The following is a 21,662-nucleotide window of genomic DNA, read 5'->3' as shown; positions in this document are numbered from 1 at the left end:
TTTTCATAAGCAGACAATTCAATGAGGTTCAGTTAATTAGCACCTTGTATTTTAAAAACCTTATTTGCTAATTATTACCTTTGAGAAAATTTATTCAGCTATCTAAATAACAAGATGAAAAAATTTAAAGATGTTGATGAGTACATAAAATCGTTTCCAAAACCTATTCAAATTATTCTAGAAAAAATCCGAGCTACAATTTTAGAAAATGCTCCTGGTGCAATAGAATTGATTTCATATAATATGCCTGGATATAAATTGAATAAAAAGCCTTTAGTATATTTTGCTGCCTATAATAAGCATATTGGTTTATATGCTACTCCCTCCGGACATAAAGAATTTGAAGAAAAACTTTCAGAATATAAACAAGGAAAGGGATCTGTTCAATTCCCTTTAGATAAAGACATTCCTTATCATCTAATTGCAGATATTGTAAAATTTCGGGTGAAAGAAACTAAGTCAAATTGAATTTTTCTATACATTACTTAATGCTATCGCTACAGCCGGTAAAATCGGTTCATTCCCAATTATGGATATTATAAAAAAAGTGATTTTAGAAACCAAGCAACAAACCGGTAAGCCAACAAATCTGCGTCCCCTACTTTGTTAACTGGCGATATCAGAGACCGTTGCTAGCTTTTAAAAATTTAGAAATGAAATAAAATGAATATTTGTAAAAATTGTCAGAACAAATTTTCAGGAAACTACTGCAATAATTGTGGTGAAAAAATTATTAGCGATGAAGATTTTTCCATTACAAATATTCTCAGTCAGGCTGTTGGAGCCATAACAAATTTCGATTCTAAACTTTTAAGAACTTTTCAAATAATGGGTAATAATCCTGGCATTCTTTCTTCAAAAATTGTTTCAGGAATTAGAGTTCCATTCTTAAAACCTTTTCAAATATTTGTTATTTGTAACGTATTGTTTTTTATTTTTTTGTCCGATACAGATTTGTTTAGAACACCGGCTAAATGGTTTTTTAATGAGAATTTTCAATATTTCGGAACCACAGTAATAGACAAAGTTTCAATTATTATGAGGAAGGAAAATTTATCTTTTACAGAAGTTCAAAGTAAATATGATTCCATTTCCTCAAATCTTTCAAAATCCCTGCTTATTATATTGATTCCGTTTATTGCTTCCATAGGCATAATGATTAAAAGAAATTTACAATTCGGAAAGCATTTAATTCTAGCGACAATTTATTTTTCGCAACTTTTACTATGCACAACGATATTGTATTTAATAACAACCAATTTGCCGGTTCCAAATAAATGGTTTTTCACAGTCCCTGCCGTATTAGTGGCCATTGCATATTACGTTTTGTCTATAAAAAAATTCTACAATAAAAGTCTATTGTTTTCGATTGCATTTGGAATTTTTGGGATTTTTTTGATTGGGATTTTTATAAATTTTTATAGAAGTTTAATCAATATAATTTCATTATCACTATTATAAATCAGTGGCCAACAGCGGTTCATCTCAAATTCCGGGTATCGCGGAAAAGTGCAAATTAGAGTCCAAGAAACTAACCTTTTAAACCGACAAAATCGGTTACCGCAAATAGATAGCACCGTTATTAAGAAAATAATTAATTTGACTAACAAACCAATTGAAAATGGTACGATGTTAATGGAATTTGAGGCTATCTTCTCCGGGAGGCTGCATATTTCCAGTGATTTAACAAAAAAAGACAAGTACTGCAGAAGTTTTATAGTTATTGGAGTATAAACTCAAGGTTTTTGGTAAAAACTTTTTCGATAAAAATAACTACCTAATTCAAAGTTGAACAGTTCGCTTTCATTAATCCGTAATCTGGCGCAGAAGCTCGATTTACGACAATTTTAAATATTCCTTAATTTGATTTTTATAACTCTTTCCAATCGGAATTTGATGCTCTCTAATTTGTATCCTATTACCTTGAATGGTCTCAATTTTATTTTGAGCGACAATAAAAGATTTATGAACCTGGAAAAATCTTTTAGCGTCGAGCAAATCTAAAACATCCGATATTTTTTCTCTGATCAATAGTTGATCTTCAGTTAAAACCAACTTACAATAATTTCCGGCGGCTTCCACAAACAAAATATCCTTCAAATTAACCTGCGTGTATTTCTTATCGCTATAAAGAAAAACCTGGTTTTCTTCTGAATTTGTAGAGATTCCAGGCTGAATTGTACTTTTTCCTTGGTTAACTTTATGGACTGCTTTTAAAAACCGCTCAAAACTGAATGGTTTCAATAAATAATCCACTACCGCTAATTCATAACCCGTTAAGGCATGTTCTTTATGCGCTGTGGTTACAATAATTTGTGGGCCATTTTGCAAAGTTCTTAGAAAGTCAAAACCTTTTAATTTTGGCATATTGAGATCTAAAAAAATGAGATCTACTGAATGCGTTCTGAGGTATTCCAAGGCTTCGATAGCATCGTAACATTGCTTTGCCAATTGCATGTTAGGTAATAGCACGGCATAACCTTTAATGATGTCGTGGGCTATAGGTTCATCGTCTATAATTAAATAGGTCATAGCTGTAATTCTAGTTGGGCTTTGTACACCGAATCTGCTTTATCAATCCTTAGCATATGCTTTTCAGGATAGGCCAATTGAAGTCTTCTCTTGAGATTATTTAAACCAATCCCCGATTGACCTAAACTTTCCGCAGCGTCAAAATTGTTTTCAATTACAAAAATGAAACTAGACTGATTTACTTTTAAATCTATATGAACATAGGCCTTTTCCCTCAAATTTTCAACTCCATGTTTAAAAGCATTTTCCAATAAGATGATCAATAGGAGCGGCCTGATCTTAATATTTTCTTTTTCAATAGCAGTATGGAACTGGACAGTGATCTCTTTATGATATCTTATGGTATGTAATTCAATATAATTCTTCAGATAGGTCACTTCTTCAGAAATAGTCACAACATTTTTTTCTCCTTCATATATACTGTAACGCATCAATTCGGAAAGCTTTAATATTATTTTTTTTACTGCTGCTGTGTCTTTATCTACAAGGCCATATATATTATTCAGCATATTAAAAAAGAAGTGAGGATTTACCTGACTTTGTAAATGCAGCAATTCATTTTTCCTGTTTTCATTTCTAATATTCAACAGTGATTGAAATTGTTTAATGAGCCAAATCAAAGCGGCTACCAGTAATAAGATATAATATATTATCACTATGATGCCCACTGCAGAAGGATATTCCCCAAGAAAAATAACCGAATCCTTTCCCAGAATTATAAGCTCGTAGGTCGTGATAGCCAAAGGCACCAGAATACTTCCCAAAATAACTACCCTAACAGGAAGATATTTGTCTCTTAAAATAGATTTCATTTGGCAAAAATAGTTGAAATAGCCCAGCAGTAAACGAATTGTGATCAACGAGTCCTACCTGACGATGAAGGGCGTACTATCCGGGATGTTTGATATAGAAGGCTATTGAATGATTATTCAGCACAAATAGACCTATGTACATCACAAATAATTATCCAGAGCAGAACTGCACAATATATTTGGTGCTCATCAATCAATAAGTGAACATTAAATCATTAAAAATGAAACAAAAAATCATACGCTATTTCAAGAATGTATTTGGAACCATACTGGTTTTAACAATCATCGGGATCATAGTAGTCATTTCTTTAAACGGAAGCCTGGAATATGGAAACAACCCGTTGAATGTAAATTTGGAAAAGGAAGGACCTTACGTATTTTACGATTCAGACAGCAGCCTCACTGTAAACTATATCCGCGGAAATAAAACCGACGGTTTCTACCTGGAGCAAACCATTCATTCAGCTAATGCAACAGTCCCACTAAGCTGTAAGTTCCCTTTAGATTCCTCAAGCTTTAGTTTTGAACTTACTTCAGATTTTGAAGTGCCAGCATCTTCTTATTCAGATAACCAGCCCATATTGGCAATTTCAGATATAGAAAGCGGTTACAAGACTTTTCGAGATTTTCTGATCACCCATAAAGTGATTGATCACCAATTAAACTGGACTTTTGATCAAGGCCATCTTGTGCTAGTTGGTGATTTTGTAGACAGAGGTTTCTCAACGACTCAGGTGCTATGGTTCATTTATAAATTAGAGCAGGAAGCAAAAGAACAAGGTGGACAGGTACACTTTATTATAGGAAATCACGAACTGTATAATATGCAGGGAAAATATCAATCTGCTTCCTATAAGTATTATGCCGTTGCGTCAATTCTGGAAAAACAACACCATGAGCTTTATAATAAACGCTCGTTTATAGGCAGATGGATGGCCTCAAAAAATTCAATGGAGCGCATTAATGGCCATTTATTCGCTCATGGAGGAATACATCCTGAGATGGCACAGTATGATATCACTCTGGAGGAAGTGAATCAAATTAATCGCCAAAACTATTCCAAGTCTTATTATCCCAAACCCGAAGAAACTGTAGAACAATTAATTATTTCCAATAGAAAAGGAATATGTTGGTACAGAGGTTATTTTAAAGATGATCTATCCCAGGAAGACGTTGAAAAAGGATTGAAAATGTTTGACGCAACAGCAATTATTGTAGGGCATACCATTCAATGGCGGGTTAACAAATTGTATGATGGAAAAGTAATTGCTATCGATGTAAAACATCCTAAGGACTATAATAAAAACTGGCCCAGCAAAGACTCTGAAGGCTTATTAATAACTACTGAAAATTATTTCAGGCTCAAAGGAAACGGGGAGCGAATAAAATTATAAAACATCTTATGAAAACTAAAATATACCATCTTTTAACGAAGCGCTACATGGCTGTATTAACCATGCTCATTGCTCCTCTTTTCGGTTTTATAGATCGTAATTTCGTGTACTTCTTTGGGTTGGGAGTCGCCGTTTTACTACTATGGTCCAGTAATTTCAACTGGTCAAAATTTGGCATGGGAAAGAAGATTACCAGAAAAACGCTTATTCAGAGTATTTTTTTAACGGCACTAATTTTTATCGCTTTCGGAATTTTTATAGATCCGATCCTTCAGCATTATTTTGGAAACTTTGATTTATCTTCCGTAGAAGATATTAGAGGAAACTTACTTGGGTATAGCATTTTAATGATTGTTATGTGGGTTTTCGCCGCCTTTGGAGAGGAATTTTTATTTAGAGGTTTCTATATGAAAAGTCTGGCAGAATTATTTGGAAACATCCATAAATCCTGGTTGTTAGCAGCATTCATCACCTCAATATATTTTGGAGTTTCCCATGCTTATCAAGGTTTGGTAGGAGTCATCTCCGTGTTTTTATGGTCGTTTTTGATATCCATACTATTCTGTAAAAACCGGCAAAATTTGCTTCTGCTCGTCTTGGTGCATGGATTTAGCGATACGATTGGGCTTACACTGATTTATTTAAATAAAGATCATCTTATTTCGGAATGGATTACAAAAATATTCTGGCAGAATTGATACAATCACCAACATCAGTTATTACCAACCGGTTTCAAAAATAAACAGCCTAAAATTTTACAAACCAAAGCGTTAGAATAAATATTGATCTTTCAACCTTTCAAGGGACAATAATTTATTCTCAATAATAGTCGAAATTATTCCGTTTTATCCCTGCAAAGAATAAATAATTGTACTAATTTACATCAATCAATTTCTATAAAAATGGAAAACAAAAAAATTCAATTATTACAATTAAGTTCCATAGGTTTACTATTAATCGCTCTATCTCAAATAATTTGGCATTTTTTCGAAATCCCCGATTTTTATAATGGAATATTCATGGGAATTGGGATTGGTCTCATGCTATTTGCCCTGATGAAAAGAAGAAAAATCAAAACTTCCTAAGAGTTGATTTCCTACGCAGTTTATACAGATACAAACGGAAAGGTCTGCGTGACCTGAAGCGGTAAATAAAAAAGCAGGTATATTAACCTGCTTTTTTACTATAATTTAAATTTTATCCCGAGCCTGCCGTTATGGTATCCGTGATTAGAATCTCCATCATCTCCCTGGAGGCGATTGGTGAATTCCGTGCTGAAATTTGCGTAGACCGATAAGTTTTTGGTAAAGCGGTATTCTAACCCACCTAAGCCGTTAAGACCTGCCCTGTTCACATTCTCTTCTCCCAAAGAATTTTTTGGTGCGCTACCCAAATAATTCAATTCCAGGCCACCAAGAGCAAACAAATTTGAATTAAAAAGACGATAATTCAGGGCAGTGGACAAAAGGTATCGATCTGAATCGTCGAGTTTTGCATATAGCAATTCCGAAGTTAAACCAAAGTTCTCATTAAACCCCGTATCGAAAGTCAAACCCAGATAAATTCCATCGCCATCATGGCCTCCTGGATTATATTTTTCCTTAATCTGGCCTACATTGGCTAAATCAAATTTGGAAGTAATGAATCCGGAAGTAAATCCAAATTGGGAATTTTTTTCGGCAGATGATGATTCCTGCGCGTTAGCAGATTGGATGATGATAGCAAATAAGGCTATTACACTAATTTTTCTAAACATTAATTTACTTTTTCTGTTAAGGTTGAAAATGATTGAAGTCCGCGAAAATAAAAAAACAATCCTGTAATAACGTCTTAACCTAAAATAATTTGATAAATTGATTTTGAATGTATCTCGCCTAATTCCCATTCGAGTCTAATTTCAATTTTATAAGTATATTACTCTCTGAACATTAGTAGAAATAAGCACTCTGCCCCTAACCCAATCCTTGCTGGAAAATTTTTATGAAATAGATGAAAAGTAATCGAAATTTAAGGCTCCTAATCTATATTGGATGCTGCGTCATACTGCATTTTCCGGGAGTTTCTCAAAATACTAACCAACAAAAATATCTTGAAAAAACTGGGATTCTAGACAGTCTTTATTCTGAACGTCTTTCCGAATACCGAAAAATCTATATTCAGTTTCCGGCTGATTATAATCCGAAGGCCAATAAAAAATATCCTGTAGCATATATTCTTGACGGAGAAGTCCTGTTACCTACAGTTAAAAATTTCCAGAACTTTTATAGCGGTGGTTTTACTCCTGAAATGATCCTGGTAGGTATCTCGAATGCAACGCATCGAACACGAGACCTCACAATTTCGGAAATCACTGAGAAATATGGCAATTCCTTTCCTGAAGAAAATGGTCAAGCTGAAAATTTTACTGCTTTTCTGGAAGAAGAACTCTTTCCTTTTATAGATCAAAAATATCCGGTTACGACTTATCGAACATTGATCGGCCACTCATATGGAGGTTTGTTTACGCTGAATACCTTGGTAAAACATCCCGATTTATTCACCAATTATCTGGCGATCGACCCTAGCCTGGATTGGGATGCCCAAAAATTGCTAAAGGAATCAAAAGTAAAATTAGCCCAAAATAATTATGCTGGAAAAAATCTGTTTATGTCCTTAAATGGCCAATTAGACATGCAAAATCCCAACATAAGCCTGGAAAATGTCATGCAGGATACGACCAATTTTACGGTATTCGCCAGGTCTAATATCGAATTCTCGAATTTGCTAAAGGAAAACGCTGCAAACGGATTGACCTATAATTGGAAATTTTATCCCAGGGATATTCATGGTACCGTGGCTTTTCCTTCAATCATGGACGGGTTAATTGCGCTATTTGACTGGTTCCAAATGGAGAATACTGCCAAATTCAATTCCCCAGATACTTCAGTAGAAGAACTTTCAGACATCATAAGCCACCGGGCTAAGAAGCTTGAAAACCATTTTGGGTACCAGGTTCCACCATATCCCGAAGAACTTCTCAATGCTTTAGGGTACATGAGTTTAGACATGGAACAGCTCATAAAGTCAAAGATGTTTTTTGAATTCGGCATTGAATTTTATCCGGATAGTCCCAATGTTTACGATTCGATGTCTGAATTCTATGAAAGAACCGGCGACGACGAAAACGCGATTCAGTTTGCGGAAAAAGCCAATTCTCTTAGCAATGACGACTATTTTAAAGAAAGATTACAAAAACTAAAGCAGCAATAAACCGGCAATTATGGGGGTTAGACCTTCCATTCATTCATCATTCCTGACTTGTTCTTAAGAAGACCGAAAAGCCTCTTTTTCATTTGAATAACCGGGTAATTATCAGGAAATTTAGCAAGCCTATTTTCAGAAATATTGAAGAATTTTTTTACTAAAAGAAGCATCCTAATCATAGCACTGATCGTACTGAAATTCGTGCTTCAGTACCTGTTATTAAGTCCTGAATATGACCTGCAGCGAGACGAATACCTGCATCTTGACCTGGGAAATCACCTGGCTTGGGGATATTTATCGGTTCCGCCACTTACCTCCTGGATATCGAGGTTGATTTACCTATTAGGGAATTCCGTTTTTTGGGTCAAGTTCTTCCCTGCCCTTTTCGGCGCCTTAACGATCCTGGTCGTCCTGAAAATAATTGAAGAATTAAAAGGAAACCTATTTGCTTTAGCCTTAGGCGGAACCTGTGTGCTCTTTTCGGCCATTTTGAGCCTGAACACTTTGTACCAGCCAAATTCCTTCGATGTCTTGAGCTGGACACTCTTGTATTATATTCTGATCAAATATTTCCATACTGAAAATTCAAAATGGCTGGTGGTTGCCGCTGTCGTTTTTGCCTTCGGGTTTCTCAATAAATACAATATCGTTTTTCAGGTTTTAGGACTAATCCCAGCCATTTTGTTGAGCCAGCAACGCAGGATTTTCGGTAAGAAACAACTGTATATCGCTGCATTTTTCGGTCTTCTACTAATTAGCCCAAACATCCTGTGGCAGTATCAGAACAACTTTCCGGTGATTCACCATCTCAATGAATTGACCGCCACACAGCTCGTGAATGTAGATAGGTTTGGTTTTTTGAAATCTCAAATTCTATTTTTCATCGGCTCCCTCCTAATAATCCTTGCCGGTTTATACAGTCTCCTAGCATACCGCCCTTTTAAAAAATACAGACTATTCTTCTGGTCATTCTTCTTTACCCTGCTAATTTTCCTTTACTTTCAGGCTAAAGATTACTATGCCATCGGGTTGTATCCTGTGTACATTGCCTTCGGAGCAACTTTTCTGGCTAATCAATTACAAACCGGAAGAAAACGCTATTTAAAACCAGTTTTGCTTTTGATCCCGATCATCTTTTTTGTTCCCATGTATCATATTGCGTTTCCCAATAAGAGTCCGCAGTATATTGTGGAACATTCAGAAAAATATAAAAAACTGGGTTTGCTGCGCTGGGAAGATGGTCAAGATCATTCGCTGCCGCAGGATTATGCCGATATGCTTGGTTGGAAGGAATTGGCTAAAAAAGTTGATTCGGTTTACCGCCATATGCCAGATCGCAGGCCAACACTCATACTTTGTGATAATTATGGCCAGGCCGGTGCGATCAATTATTATACTGAAAATGATCTACAGGCGGTTTCTTTCAATGCAGATTACATCAACTGGTTCGACCTTGAGAAGCCCTATAAAAACCTCATCAGGATTAAGAATTATGAAGAAAAAAATGCAGAATTTAAGGAGACCAGTCCTTATTTTGAACATGCTGTTCTGGCTGATTCGATAACCAATCCATACGCCAGGGAATACAGAACCTTAATATTTGCGTTTGAAGGCGCTAAAATTGATATGAATCGCCGGCTTAAAATTGAAATCGAGGAAGTAAAAAACGAATGGCGATAAACTTCATTATCGATAAGACAGAAATGCGAGAAGGTTACGACCGAATTATTCCAATTTGAACTATTAAAATATCATCTTACTTGTCTAGTGAGGCTCCAATTAGAAAACTGACGGTCAATGAATCTGGTTCAAACTTCAGATGAAAAAATTTAGCGGAAAGATTCAAGTTCAGATAGTTTTTTAAAACAACACCTTAATTATTTATTCAGCAAAATCAACATATTCAGCTAATATTAAGCGACTTATCGCTAAATGATTTCTTTTAGTTACAACCGCTAGAACCATTTGTCAGGAATGTTGTTATTCCTAATCTCTGCTGCAAAAAGAATGAAACACTACCTATGAACAAATTTTTTAGGATTATAATGGTCAAAATACCGCCGACTTCCCAAAGAGACTCGCTGAACTCCTTGGAATTTATTTTCGGAAAAAGCCGTGAATGAGACTTTATAATTTGAATATTCCAACCGCTGCAATTTGTGTGCTACCGGTAGATAAAAAACCTTTGTATATCTTTCAGTTGAAAGAGGACAGCTCATCATTCAAAACCTGATGGGCAACCCACATAATTCAATACACTCTAAATGGATGATCTTATTTTTTAAAAATTAAGGAAGCCTTGGGAAAGTATGGGGCGAAAGCAAATTATGGTACAGTGGAATTATAATTAAATTGGAAAATGTGGAAGATTTGAAACAGAACTTTCAAAGCAATTATGATTAAACACGTTTTAAAATTTATAAATTACTCATCGTAACCGGAAAATAACATGGCCACTACTTCGGAAAGATTAGCATACTGTAAAAAGCTTTTACTACAGGCTCAAACGAACCGGCAGATCAAAAATTTCAATTTAAGAAATAGAGAAGAGTCCAGATTCAACGATTTTTCACAGCATATCGTCATAAGTGGGGAGCCAAGAGGCGGTACCACCTGGCTTATGGAAATACTGAAACAGGATTCAGATGCTTTGATTTGGGAGCCATTACATCCACAACGCCTGGAAAAATATCCCCATAATCTGGCAAACCGCGTAGGTCATATCCCGTACATTCCGGAGAACGCCGAATTAGAACCTGCCCAGCGTTATTTCCAGGAACTATTCCGCGGTCAGCTGCCATATGGTTTGCATGTAAATTCAAAATACGGTCACCAGCTCAGGCGAAGCACCAGCCTCCTCTTCAAATTCTGTCGGGCCAATATGCTTTTACCCTGGCTTACCAGGCAATTTCCTTCGATCAGGCCCATATATCTTATCCGCCATCCCCTGTCTGTCATTTCTTCGCAATTTCGGCATCCGGCATTTCAAAATCTGAATGTTGCCAATAACCTTTTTGAAATTCGAAAAAATGAGGATCCAGCCTTTTCTGAAATTTTCGAAAAGTATTCAGATAAGATTAATAGCATCAAATCCAGGGAATCCTTATTCGCAAACTGGTGGGCAATTCAAAACCTGCTTCCGCTAAAAGATGAGAATAAACGATGGCTTACCATATCGTATGAATCACTCTTCCTAAGGCCAACCCTGGAACTCGAAAAAATTTCTGATTACTTGAATAAGCCAATGACCAGGTTTGCAATGCATAAAATAAACATGCCAAGTTCCACGACTAGAGATGGATCTGGTATTCTGGAAAACAAAGATCAGTTACAGAATTTCAAAAGGCATCTCTCCGCCTCCCAAATAAAAGAAATTCTGGATATCGTGAACAGCTACGGAATAGATTGCTATTCTGATGCCATGGAACCCGATTATAAGAAACTCGGATATTCGTAAAGGTAGATTTTTCGTTGAAGGCCACTCTTTTACTGAAATTTTTGTAGATTAAAATCCAGGGATTAATCAACCATCGATAATTTTACAGAACTAAAAAACCTGTAACAGCTGGTTTTCTGGCTCCCTACAATTACCAAAACTGAAATTCAACAAATTAGATTCTCATTTCATCATTATGAAAAATAGCTTTTTAGGCCTTTTACTTCTTTTATTCTCAAACGCCCTTTTTGCCCAGGATTTTCAATCAAAAACAACCTTGGAAAAGGAAATTATAGGAATATGGCACTTAGAGAAATCTCCTGAAGACAAGTATGTTTTTTCCAGCGATGGATCTATGAAACATTTTATAGGTGACTCTCTCATAAAAACTACCAAATATCGTATCGTGAAAACCTGTAATGAGGAAGAACGTCCCGAAAACGAATTTTTCTTAAAGGAAACAGATGAGAATGCTTATGTGAACTGCTACTATATTGATGCGGTTAATTATGATCATAACGGCCTTATGACCTTGATGACCCAAAGCCGTGGAAACATCCTGGTATTTAAAAAAGAAGAATCCAAATAATTAGATTTCTTAAGACTCCTTATTTTTCAGAATTAAAATGACGCCAATCCGATATTTTAAAAACCTCCTGCTATTTCAACGGAAAATTTTTTCGGTCAGTCTGGTTAGTTCCGTAATAATTGCGCTTTTGATTGGTGATTTCAAAATGCTGGGAGTTTTCTACCTTCTAATCGCTCCGCTTGCGCACAGCCTTATTTACGAGTTTGGAAACAGCCAGAGATACTTTTACTATTTCAATCTGGGCTTCCGCAGAAATGTTTTATGGCTTTCCACGACCATATCCGGTTTATGCTTATTATTAGCTTTCTCTCTTTTATGAATACGCTGCATGTAGATAGCATCAGAAAAGTATATGCTGAAAAAGTGATTTTGAGCGACATCTTCCTGTCGTGTTCTCCAGGAGAAATAGTTGGATTATTAGGTAGAAACGGTTCTGGCAAGTCAACACTTCTGAAGATCATATTTGGAGTAGAAGCTTCGGAAAACCGATTTGTGCGCATAGGCAACAAGGTATTGCAGAATTTTTCCTCCTCCTCCAAACTGATCAATTACCTTGCTCAAGATCATTTTCTGCCGGAAGGACTGAAAGTAAAACATCTTATTTCCCTGTTTCTTCCGAAGAGCAAAAGAAAATTATTACTGGAACAGGAGTTTATAAGACCTTTGACGGAAAGGAAGGTCCAAAATCTTTCGGGCGGACAAAAAAGACTAGTAGAAATCCTGTTATTAATATATTCTGAAGCTGATTATGTCTTATTAGATGAACCATTTAACGGGGTGAGCCCTATACTTCGGGAATCGATCACCCAGATCCTCCAACAGGAGAAAACAAGAAAAGGCTTCATCATTACAGATCATGACTACAGAAATGTCCTAAAAATTGCCGATAGAACGCTGCTTCTGGAAAATGCTTGTTTGAAGGAAATCAAGGCTACCGAAGACCTGGTAAGGTTTAGCTATATTGGGGGAAATTCAGTATAAAATAATACTATCTAAAAGATGCCATTTTCATGATAAAAATTCGCCATAACAGTCATGCTGATGATTAGAATCATAGCCATCATTGCCCTGCTGATTGGGATTATCGCCATTGGGCAGATTGTTTTAGGGAATTAATTGTTTACATACCAAACCACGTTTAAATCACTTGAAAATAAATAGTTGTGACGAATATTTCCTCTAATATTGTAAACCGTTATAAATTTGAATCTATTATATAGATATATCTCAAATTCTTATAAATTAGCCAAGTTGTTATTGGAAACAGCTTTCGGTACACTTACAAACCATATTCATGTTTATAAGAAATGTTTTCACCCTTCTATTATTCATAACCTTAATTTTTCCTAATTGCCATTTAAATTCCCAAACAGGAATTACGCCACGTGATCTAAAAAAGGGTTTTATAAAGAACCAGGGGCAGATTATTGATCAGTATGGAAACCCTAATGATTCTGTATTATTTTTACTGAATACAAAAGGCTTGAACATACATTTAAAACAAAATGGTTTTTCCTACGATGTTTACCAGCCTCAAAAAAAAATTAATACCCAAACTTCTCCAAAATTTCTGGAACCAGCGTTTAGAAAGGCTATTTCAAAAAATGCTGAAAATATTTATCAAAGAATAGATTTTACATTTTTGAATACTTGTAGAAATTTGGTTATTCAGGAAATCTCACCAGTTTCATACTGTTCTAATTATTATAATGTTCCCGGAAGAGAGGAAGGTATTATTAACGTTCCATCTTATAAAAAGGTAATTTATAAAAACCTATATAAAGGTATTGACCTCGAGTTCGTTATTCCGGAAGATTCAACAAAACCGGTAGAGTACAATTTTATCATTTCGCCTGATGGTGATATTTCTGAAATACAATTTAAACTCTCAGGGCCAGAGGTTTCAATTAATGACAATTCGCTGTCTATAGATCTGATCTCCGGAACACTTCAAGAAATGATTCCACAAAGTTGGATAGAAAAAAATTCCAAAAAAACAGAAGTGACCGTGAACTATAAAAAGCTCGGGGAAAATGTTTATGGTTTTCAACTTAATCAATTTCTTCCAATGAAAGGAAAGCTAATTATTGATCCAACGCCTGTTCGTAAATGGGCTACTTATTTTGGAGGCGACATGGCTGAAGGTTCCTATTCTTCGAGTATGGATTATGATTCTTTGGGAAATACATATTATGTAGGTTGGACTACTAGTGATAATATGGCTACAGTGGGAAGTTTTCAAACTTATAATTTTATTGCTGAATCCCACCTCAATCCCCAAACAGGGATACTTGCAAAATTCGATCCTTCTGGAAACCTTGTATGGTCAAGCTATTATGGTGGAAAGGGCCCTACAGAATTTCTAGGCGTCAAAGTAGATTCCCATGATAATATTATTGGTGTAGGATATACTTTTTCTGATACTCATATTGCTACAACAAATGCTCTCCAGGCACAAATAGGTGGAGAGCATGATGGTTTTGTTGTAAAATTCGACTCAGAGGGGCGCCGTGCATGGGGAAGCTACTATGGAGGGGTTGACCAGGATGTAGTAAAAGCGGTAACGGTAGACAAAAATGATCATATTTATTTGCTGGGGTCCACCAAAAGCTCAGATAATATATTATATGGCAGCAATTCATTTGATACCAAAAAAGATGGCCAGGAAGGTTTTCTGGCGCGGCTGGATCAGAATGGAAACATTCAGTGGAGCTCATATTATGGGGGCGAGGGCGAGGATAGTTTTACCAGCATTGATATAGGCCCAGATTCAAAACTCTATGCTCTTGGATATACAAATAGTTCCAGCGAAATTGCCACCAACGGAACCTATAAACCAAATATCACACCTAACGGTCCGCAAACAGGCGATATGATTGATTCGTTTTTAGTAAAATTCAGTTTAGAAGGAAATCGATTATGGGGTAGCTATTTCGGTGGAAATGCTATAGATTGGGGTTTGGATTTAAAAGTTGATAATGATTCTAATATTATAATTGCTGGAGCTACTCAAAGCAATACGGAAATTGGTCAAACTACCTCCCATCAAAGCGAAAAAGGAGGAGATTCAGCAGATTGGGACGATTTTCTTGCAAAATTCAGCAGTTCCGGGAAACTGCTCTGGTCAACCTATTACGGCGGGCTCGAAAGGGAAAACTACACGTCCTGCGCCGTTGAAACCGATAAATCTAATAACATTTATTTAGTTGGAGGGACTTCCAGTTCGAACAATATATCAACTCCATGTAGTTATAAGGAAACTTTCGATGGTTATGAAAATGCTTTTTTAGCAAAATTTGACGAATTCGGAAATTGTATTTGGGGGACATACTACGGCAAGAACCAGGTGATTGCAACTGATGTTAAAAAATTCGGGGAATTTATTTATATTTTTGGAATAACCAGTAGTAATGAAGGAATAGCATCGGAGAACTCCTACCAGTCGCAAATTAAATACGAAGACAATTTTATTGTCAAATTTTCAAAGGGTGAAGATGAAGTTGAAGTTGAGGCTCCTAAAATTGTTTGTCAGAATCAATCTTTAAATCTTTACGCTTCCGGTGGAATTAGTTACAGATGGTCTGGACCTAATAATTTCTCCAGCATAGAGGCAAATCCTGTAATTCCAGAAGTAACACAGGATAATACGGGAATTTATGAAGTATCTATCGAAACTCAATCAGGATGTGATCAAATTAGAAAATTTATGATTGAAGTAACAGAACCACCAATGGCTCATGAAGTTCCAACCTTGTTTGCCTGTGATGATAACAATGATGGATTCTCTGAATATTTTGATACATCTGGTATTGATGCAACCCTGCTCTCCGGTCAGACCAATATGGATATAACCTACTATGATGAAGATGGAGAAGAATTAGGTAACGTGCTGTCAAATCCCTTTACAAATACCATTAAAAATGAACAAACCTTACGAGCAAGAGTCACCAACACTTTCTCTGGATGTTACGCTGAAACTTTTATTAAACTAAAGACCACTTCCGCTCCAATGATCAATACTCCAGATGATCTTTATAGCTGTAATGAAGAAAATGGATATGCCTATTTTGACACATCAGACATTGAAAATCAAATCCTTAATAGCCAAAATGGGCTAAAAGTATTTTATTATGATGAGAATAGAAATCAGCTATCATCCCCTATTGCTACAAATTTCAGAAATACCGTTCCATGGCAACAAGAAATTTTTATAAGAGTGGAGGATGAAAATAACAAAATATGTCAGGCAGAAACGAGCTTTTTATTGATTGTAAATCAAATGCCTGAAATTAATCTGGAAGAAAAATATTATTTATGCGATTTAGAAAATTTTATTAGTCTAAATGCCAATGAAGATTTTGACAGTTGGGAATGGACTCAGGAAGATGGTACGGTCATTTCTACCGAAAATACTGTGTCCCTAGAAAATGCTGGTTTTTATACCCTCAAGGTTACAAAGTATACAAATGGAATAATTTGTCAAAAATCATTTGATGTAGAGTTAATTAGATCCACTTTACCGCGTATAGATTATGTAACTGTAAATAGTCTATCAAATAATAACTCTCTTGAAATTATAGCCTCTGGAGATGGCGAATTTGAATACTCTATAGATGGAATACAGTTTCAAAATGAAAATGTATTCCTGGATCTTCCTGGCGGCACTTATATTGCTGAAGTAAGGGATAAATTAGGATGCGGCTCAGATTTTAAAAGAGTTAGCATCTTCGATTATCCTAAATTTTTCACCCCAAATAATGATGGATATAATGATTTTTGGCAACTTCAGGGTACAGAGGGATTGTCACCTTCTAAAATTCGGATATTTGATAGGTACGGGAAACTACTAAAAGAATTATCTTCTCAAAGCCGTGGTTGGGATGGAACGTTTAATGGCCATCCAATGCCTTCTGATGATTACTGGTTCCAAACTTACCTTAGTAACGAAACAAATATTAAAGGCCACTTTTCTTTGATTCGGGAATAATTATTTCCCATTTCATCCAGCAGTATTTTTTAGCGCCTTCCTTTCATTTCGTATTTTTGGGAAAAGCAGTAATTCCATGATGCAAAAATCGGTATTTGAAATCTCAAAAATGGATTGCCCTTCGGAAGAGAACCTGATCCGTATGAAACTAGACGGCATTTCCGGTATTAAAAACCTGGATTTTGATATTCCAAACCGCAGGCTACAGGTATTTCATCAGGGTGAAGTTCAGGAGATCGAAAAATCCATTTTGGACCTTAACCTTGGCGGCAAAAGACTGCAAACGCAAGAAACCGATCAAACTGATTTTTCTGAAAACACCCAACAGAAGAAACTGCTCTGGTCTGTCCTAATCATCAATTTCCTGTTTTTTATCATCGAAATGACCACGGGTTTCTTCTCTAAATCGATGGGTCTGGTCGCCGATAGCCTGGACATGCTGGCCGATTCTTTCGTTTACGGTATCAGCCTTTTTGCAGTGGGAGGTTCTGTTCTTCTGAAAAAGAAAATCGCCAGGCTGGCAGGAATTTTTCAGCTGATCCTGGCAATTATTGGCTTCGGGGAGGTGTTGCGCCGATTCTTTTCCGAAGAAAAAATGCCTGATTTTACCATGATGATCATCGTATCTATTTTTGCTTTGATCGCCAACGGGATTTGTCTTTACCTGCTTCAGCAATCAAAAAGCAAACAGGAAGCGCACATGAAAGCGAGCATGATCTTTACGTCCAATGATGTCATTATTAATCTTGGGGTCATCCTCGCGGCACTGCTGGTTCACTGGCTCAATTCGAATAAACCTGACCTTGTAATAGGTTCGATCGTTTTTATCCTGGTCGTGCAGGGTGCCATTAGGATACTGAAACTGGGCAAGTAGCGCCACAATATTTAGAACGATATTCGGAATCGTATGCTCCTCCCGAATTGATCACCGCAAAGGCCTGTTTTAGCAGTTTATTGGAAACGGCGATCAAGGCCAGTTTTTTACTTTTTCCTCGGGCTACGATTCGGTCGTACAATTCTTTACAGGATTTATTCAGTTTACTGGCTGAAAAACTACAGAGAAAAAGCAGATTCCGAAGCTTCCCATTCCCGGTTTTACTAATCCGGCTGCGACCGCGAATACTGCTTCCGGAAGTCCTGATAACCGGAGTAATGCCGGCATAGCAGCTAAGCTGTCGCGAATTCTGGAAACTCGTAAAACCCCTGGTCATCACGATCAGGAGGATAGCGGTCTTTTTTCCAATTCCGGGAATACTGGTGAGGAGTTCCAATTGTTCCCGGCGTTCATCCAGGATCAGGGATTCCAGTTTTTCCTCCAGGGATTTCAATTCCGCATCTATAGACTCCAGCATCTTTAATAAACTGTTGCATACGGCTTCTGAAGGAAATCCCAAAACTTCTTCTCCATGTAAGCGGTTCCTGATCGCCGTGCGCTGTTTGAGCCACAACTCCTGAAGGCTCAGTAACTGGGAACTTTCTACCTGCCAGGCTTCTCGCGCGGTATAGAGACGGACTTCATTCCGAAGGGCATATTCACAAATTTCCTGTGCATCGGTTTTATCGGTCTTGATCCTGGAAAGCTTCATCTGTAGAAATCGTTTTACGGAAAGTGGATTCACCGCTGCCACCCGGATATGCTTTCTGCATAAGAACTGGGCAAGGCCGTGATGATAATATCCCGTTGCCTCCATGACCACCAGACTTTCCGAAGAGAGCAATTTTAAAAATTTTTCAAAACCGGCGGCATCATTGGAAAACTGCCAATGATTCCCCTCCTCGTCCACCACATCAAAATAACTTTTGCTGATATCTACTCCAAAAACACGCTTCATCACAACAGTTTTTATAGAAACCTGCTCTATTTAATGGCTATCTTTGAAAAGAGGGGACTATCGTTGTTGACGGAATCGTGGTTCCAGCGGTTCATCTAATCTTGTTCCTCGATCAAAATCTGATTCAAATCAAAGCTCCTTTGAAGCCGGCTTCAGCACAAATATCTGTTGAGAAATCGAATTGTAACGATTTTTATTTTACTCATTTTCAGTTCTAGTTTTCTGAAAATCAGCCACACTATCAAATCAAGCAAAAATAAGCCTTACTATTTCTACGGATTTCCCTTCTTTTTTTCATTTGAAATCCCTTAAATTGGCTTTATTAACCATAAGCGTTATGCCGGGAGAAATTCGGAATAATCGCGAAATCAAAACTGGAATTATTATCTCGAAGTATGTAAAGAAAACACCGGGCCTTTTAAAATCCGAAGTTTTCACAGGTCTTCTGGCTCCTCTTTGCAGACAGAGAACGCGTAGTTCATCACTTATTTCCCACAGTCTTCCCATTCAATCACGCTACTGATGGGAGGCGAAGGAAGCATGTCACAGGCCAACCAGAGCCTGAAGCTTAACCGCTCGATGTTACGACGGAAAAGTTTCCGCGACCGGAAGGATTTGATGCGATCTTTCGCTGGAACTACCGTGGTGGATTTTGAAGAACTATCGCCGGAAGAAATGCTAATGATCAAGGAAGAGATCAGGGCGAAAGCCAGGAAAGAGCGCAAAAAACTGATCATTGTTTATTTGTTTTCAGTAGTTCTAACCATCATAATTATAGCCTGGATCTTCCAGTATGCCTAGTATTTTTTAAAATTGACTCCCTGGCAGAAAAACACTATTTTAGTTGCACAGCTGGTTCTCATAGCCACCATTCAATTGAAAACGTTTTCCCCTACTTCCGTTTTCGTGGACTATAGCAAAGCTTTAATTCCGTAAATATGAAAAATTTCCTATTCTGCTGCTGCATACTGGTTTCCAGTATTTTGACCGCTCAGGAAGTGAGTAAGGAACCGGTTCTGGACAGCGTTCTCCAATTATCAAAAGAGGAACAATTAAAAATGTTGTATTCCAATCCACAGGTTTTGAGAACCCGTAAAAAGTCTTACGAAACACAGGATGCCTACAACGATGAATTGAAATTGTACAATGATGCCATCGAACTGCATCCCGAAAATGAGATTTTATATGGTTTTCGTGGAAATTTCTTCCTGACCACCAGGGAATTTGGAAAGGCTATTGATGATTTTTCAAAAAGCCTGGAATTGACAGATAATATGGATATTCAGCTATATTCTTATATGAATCGTGCTACCGCTTATCTCAATATCCGAAATTTTCAAAAAGGATATGAAGACTTGCTGAAGGCTTATGAGATCGATCCTACCAATGTGGGAATTTTGATCAACCTTGGGGCGGTGACTGATGAGATCGGGAAAGGTGATGAAACGATTTTCTATCTCGAAAAAGCCATCCAGCTCAATCCTGACTTCTACCCGGCTTATGGCAATCTGGGTTTCAAATACCAGGAAATGGGCGACCATGTCAAGGCCATTGAATATTACGATAAGGTCCTGGAATTAAAACCGGGCGAACCATTGGGTTACAGTAACCGGGCGTTTAACAAGTTGAAAATTGGCGATCTGGAAGGAGCATATCGGGATATCAATATTTCCATTAGTCTGTATCCTGAAAATTCCTATGCCTATATGGTAAGAGCGCTAATTTATGTAGAGGGAGGTAAACTGGAAGAAGCCTGTGACGACCTCGATCACGCTTTGGATGAAGGTTTTACTGAAATGTATGGTGATAAAGTCATTCAATTGAAAAAACAATATTGCGCGAATTTCTAAGTTTTAATCGAATAGAAATTACCATTTCAACTCAAAAATCACTTTGTTCACGGCTCCAAATTTTAAGTTTTTCAGGGAAATCAATTCCGTAAATACACCCATTTGTTTACTGATCGGTTTTTGCTACAATCTTCCTTATGCCCTGCTAATTTTCTGCAGTTTTGGGATTTTCCTGGGCGTGCTCGCCTTCGATTATTTCAAAAAGCCACAATACTATCTCTACTATAACCTTGGTTTCACCAAAACAGCCTTGATCAGAAACACGTTTATACTGAATCTGGTCCTGGCATTCCTGATATTGCTCTGTTCAAAACTGATTGGATGAGTCTCAAACTGGAAAATATTTCAAAAGGCTTCGGAAGAAAACCGCTACTCAATGAGGTATTTCTCGAAATCGACAACAATGAGATTGTAGGGCTTTTTGGCCGTAATGGAACCGGAAAATCAACCTTGCTGAAGATCATTTTCGGTTTACTGAAGCCCGATTCCGGAATAATTCTGATGGACGGTAAAGACTTTCCTTGCAGGAAGATTATTGCCTCGGGAAAAATCGCTTTTCTTCCACAGGATTCCTTTCTTCCGAAGAACAGGAAAGTAAGAGAGATCATCCCATTATTTTTTCCAAATGGGAATGACCAGGATAAGGTTTTTTATGCTAAAGGCGTTGCTGATTTTTGCCATAAAAAGATCGGTGACCTGTCACTGGGCCAGCTTCGATACCTGGAAGTTCTTTTGATCGGAAACCTTCAGCATCCTTACCTCCTGCTCGACGAGCCGTTTTCCATGATCGAACCTGTTTATAAAGAATACATTCAGAATTTTATTTTAACATTGAAGAACTCCAAAGGCATTTTATTAACAGATCATTATTACCTGGATGTGCTGAAGGTATCCAATCGAAATTTATTGCTGAAAGACCAGGGATTGCTCCCTATTCAAAATGAAAACGATCTGATTACCAATCGATACCTCACCAAAAACTAAACT

The 21,662-nt window shown here is 37.0% G+C and carries 18 protein-coding genes; 14 read left to right on the top strand and 4 right to left on the bottom strand.

What is annotated here, in order from left to right:
- Positions 1-114: 114 nt before the first annotated feature.
- Both GRFL_RS13850 and GRFL_RS13845 read left to right on the top strand, forming a co-directional pair.
- Positions 115-468, top strand: coding sequence for an iron chaperone (locus tag GRFL_RS13850; RefSeq protein WP_083645193.1), 354 nt, complete (start codon positions 115-117; stop codon positions 466-468).
- A 195-nt stretch (positions 469-663) separates the two neighbouring features.
- On the top strand, positions 664-1,461 hold the full coding sequence (locus GRFL_RS13845) for a DUF3667 domain-containing protein (protein WP_083645192.1): 798 nt from the start codon (positions 664-666) through the stop codon (positions 1,459-1,461).
- A 375-nt stretch (positions 1,462-1,836) separates the two neighbouring features.
- Here the strand turns inward: GRFL_RS13845 and GRFL_RS13840 are convergent, their stop codons facing one another.
- Positions 1,837-2,532: a LytR/AlgR family response regulator transcription factor gene (locus GRFL_RS13840; RefSeq protein ID WP_083645191.1), complete on the bottom strand. Its 696-nt coding sequence runs from the start codon at positions 2,530-2,532 to the stop codon at positions 1,837-1,839.
- Positions 2,529-3,344 carry a sensor histidine kinase gene (locus GRFL_RS13835; RefSeq protein WP_083645190.1) on the bottom strand — a complete coding sequence of 272 codons (816 nt, stop codon included), beginning with the start codon at positions 3,342-3,344 and terminating at the stop codon, positions 2,529-2,531. Before GRFL_RS13835 ends, GRFL_RS13840 begins: the two co-directional genes overlap by 4 nt.
- A 221-nt stretch (positions 3,345-3,565) precedes the next feature.
- Here GRFL_RS13835 and GRFL_RS13830 point away from each other — a divergent pair, with 221 nt between their 5' ends.
- Together GRFL_RS13830 and GRFL_RS13825 are read left to right on the top strand one after the other, a co-directional pair.
- Positions 3,566-4,738, top strand: coding sequence for a metallophosphoesterase (locus tag GRFL_RS13830; protein ID WP_083646143.1), 1,173 nt, complete (start codon positions 3,566-3,568; stop codon positions 4,736-4,738).
- Between the two features lie 8 nt (positions 4,739-4,746).
- Entirely contained in the window at positions 4,747-5,436 is a 690-nt protein-coding gene (locus GRFL_RS13825; RefSeq protein ID WP_083645189.1) for a CPBP family intramembrane glutamic endopeptidase, read from the top strand.
- Positions 5,437-5,921: 485 nt separating this feature from the next.
- Here the strand turns inward: GRFL_RS13825 and GRFL_RS13815 are convergent, their stop codons facing one another.
- Complete coding sequence (locus tag GRFL_RS13815; RefSeq protein WP_083645187.1) at positions 5,922-6,494, bottom strand: outer membrane beta-barrel protein; 573 nt, start codon at positions 6,492-6,494, stop codon at positions 5,922-5,924.
- Positions 6,495-6,727: 233 nt separating this feature from the next.
- On the opposite strand from GRFL_RS13815, the gene GRFL_RS13810 reads away from it, so the two are divergent.
- The 7 genes from GRFL_RS13810 to GRFL_RS13775 all read left to right on the top strand — a co-directional run bounded on the left by GRFL_RS13810 (position 6,728) and on the right by GRFL_RS13775 (position 17,867).
- A complete protein-coding gene (locus GRFL_RS13810) occupies positions 6,728-7,987 on the top strand; it encodes an alpha/beta hydrolase-fold protein (protein WP_083645186.1) in 1,260 nt (419 codons plus the stop codon).
- Positions 7,988-8,122: 135 nt separating this feature from the next.
- Entirely contained in the window at positions 8,123-9,661 is a 1,539-nt protein-coding gene (locus GRFL_RS13805) for an ArnT family glycosyltransferase (RefSeq protein ID WP_083645185.1), read from the top strand.
- Positions 9,662-10,430: 769 nt separating this feature from the next.
- Positions 10,431-11,438 carry a sulfotransferase domain-containing protein gene (locus tag GRFL_RS13800; protein WP_083645184.1) on the top strand — a complete coding sequence of 336 codons (1,008 nt, stop codon included), beginning with the start codon at positions 10,431-10,433 and terminating at the stop codon, positions 11,436-11,438.
- A 256-nt stretch (positions 11,439-11,694) separates the two neighbouring features.
- Entirely contained in the window at positions 11,695-12,006 is a 312-nt protein-coding gene (locus tag GRFL_RS13795; RefSeq protein WP_139839250.1) for a hypothetical protein, read from the top strand.
- A 261-nt stretch (positions 12,007-12,267) separates the two neighbouring features.
- The gene (locus GRFL_RS13785) at positions 12,268-12,987 is read left to right on the top strand and encodes an ATP-binding cassette domain-containing protein (RefSeq protein ID WP_236995801.1); all 720 of its coding nucleotides are present in this window, start codon (positions 12,268-12,270) and stop codon (positions 12,985-12,987) included.
- A 313-nt stretch (positions 12,988-13,300) separates the two neighbouring features.
- Positions 13,301-16,993, top strand: coding sequence for a T9SS type B sorting domain-containing protein (locus GRFL_RS13780; RefSeq protein WP_083645180.1), 3,693 nt, complete (start codon positions 13,301-13,303; stop codon positions 16,991-16,993).
- 79 nt (positions 16,994-17,072) lie between these two features.
- Positions 17,073-17,867 carry a cation efflux transmembrane domain-containing protein gene (locus GRFL_RS13775; protein WP_083646141.1) on the top strand — a complete coding sequence of 265 codons (795 nt, stop codon included), beginning with the start codon at positions 17,073-17,075 and terminating at the stop codon, positions 17,865-17,867.
- On the opposite strand, the gene GRFL_RS13770 is transcribed toward GRFL_RS13775, so the two are convergent.
- The gene (locus GRFL_RS13770; protein ID WP_083645179.1) at positions 17,842-18,825 is read right to left on the bottom strand and encodes a transposase; all 984 of its coding nucleotides are present in this window, start codon (positions 18,823-18,825) and stop codon (positions 17,842-17,844) included. The genes GRFL_RS13775 and GRFL_RS13770 overlap by 26 nt on opposite strands.
- A gap of 522 nt (positions 18,826-19,347) precedes the next feature.
- Between GRFL_RS13770 and GRFL_RS13765 the strand changes: the two genes are divergently transcribed.
- The 3 genes from GRFL_RS13765 (at position 19,348) to GRFL_RS13750 (ending at position 21,659) form a co-directional block, all read left to right on the top strand.
- On the top strand, positions 19,348-19,626 hold the full coding sequence (locus GRFL_RS13765) for a hypothetical protein (protein WP_083645178.1): 279 nt from the start codon (positions 19,348-19,350) through the stop codon (positions 19,624-19,626).
- Positions 19,627-19,763: 137 nt separating this feature from the next.
- Complete coding sequence (locus tag GRFL_RS13760) at positions 19,764-20,675, top strand: tetratricopeptide repeat protein (protein ID WP_083645177.1); 912 nt, start codon at positions 19,764-19,766, stop codon at positions 20,673-20,675.
- A gap of 321 nt (positions 20,676-20,996) precedes the next feature.
- Positions 20,997-21,659 carry an ATP-binding cassette domain-containing protein gene (locus tag GRFL_RS13750; RefSeq protein WP_083645175.1) on the top strand — a complete coding sequence of 221 codons (663 nt, stop codon included), beginning with the start codon at positions 20,997-20,999 and terminating at the stop codon, positions 21,657-21,659.
- Positions 21,660-21,662 lie beyond the last annotated feature (3 nt).

The sequence above is a fragment of the Christiangramia flava JLT2011 genome (assembly GCF_001951155.1).
GTDB lineage: Bacteria > Bacteroidota > Bacteroidia > Flavobacteriales > Flavobacteriaceae > Christiangramia > Christiangramia flava.
Note: the sequence above shows the minus strand (reverse complement) of the source record. Positions and strands in the feature narration are given on the sequence as shown.

Excerpts from the sequence above, each read along its gene's own strand:
- GRFL_RS13825 (WP_083645189.1), top strand. The coding sequence starts at position 4,747 with ATGAAAACTAAAATATACCATCTTTTAACGAAGCGCTACATGGCTGTA.
- GRFL_RS13850 (WP_083645193.1), top strand. The coding sequence starts at position 115 with ATGAAAAAATTTAAAGATGTTGATGAGTACATAAAATCGTTTCCAAAA.
- GRFL_RS13800 (WP_083645184.1), top strand. The coding sequence starts at position 10,431 with ATGGCCACTACTTCGGAAAGATTAGCATACTGTAAAAAGCTTTTACTA.
- GRFL_RS13815 (WP_083645187.1), bottom strand. The coding sequence starts at position 6,494 with ATGTTTAGAAAAATTAGTGTAATAGCCTTATTTGCTATCATCATCCAA.
- GRFL_RS13830 (WP_083646143.1), top strand. The coding sequence starts at position 3,566 with ATGAAACAAAAAATCATACGCTATTTCAAGAATGTATTTGGAACCATA.
- GRFL_RS13840 (WP_083645191.1), bottom strand. The coding sequence starts at position 2,532 with ATGACCTATTTAATTATAGACGATGAACCTATAGCCCACGACATCATT.
- GRFL_RS13845 (WP_083645192.1), top strand. The coding sequence starts at position 664 with ATGAATATTTGTAAAAATTGTCAGAACAAATTTTCAGGAAACTACTGC.
- GRFL_RS13775 (WP_083646141.1), top strand. The coding sequence starts at position 17,073 with ATGCAAAAATCGGTATTTGAAATCTCAAAAATGGATTGCCCTTCGGAA.
- GRFL_RS13785 (WP_236995801.1), top strand. The coding sequence starts at position 12,268 with ATGGCTTTCCACGACCATATCCGGTTTATGCTTATTATTAGCTTTCTC.
- GRFL_RS13780 (WP_083645180.1), top strand. The coding sequence starts at position 13,301 with ATGTTTATAAGAAATGTTTTCACCCTTCTATTATTCATAACCTTAATT.
- GRFL_RS13765 (WP_083645178.1), top strand. The coding sequence starts at position 19,348 with ATGGGAGGCGAAGGAAGCATGTCACAGGCCAACCAGAGCCTGAAGCTT.
- GRFL_RS13770 (WP_083645179.1), bottom strand. The coding sequence starts at position 18,825 with ATGAAGCGTGTTTTTGGAGTAGATATCAGCAAAAGTTATTTTGATGTG.
- GRFL_RS13835 (WP_083645190.1), bottom strand. The coding sequence starts at position 3,344 with ATGAAATCTATTTTAAGAGACAAATATCTTCCTGTTAGGGTAGTTATT.
- GRFL_RS13760 (WP_083645177.1), top strand. The coding sequence starts at position 19,764 with ATGAAAAATTTCCTATTCTGCTGCTGCATACTGGTTTCCAGTATTTTG.
- GRFL_RS13810 (WP_083645186.1), top strand. The coding sequence starts at position 6,728 with ATGAAAAGTAATCGAAATTTAAGGCTCCTAATCTATATTGGATGCTGC.
- GRFL_RS13750 (WP_083645175.1), top strand. The coding sequence starts at position 20,997 with ATGAGTCTCAAACTGGAAAATATTTCAAAAGGCTTCGGAAGAAAACCG.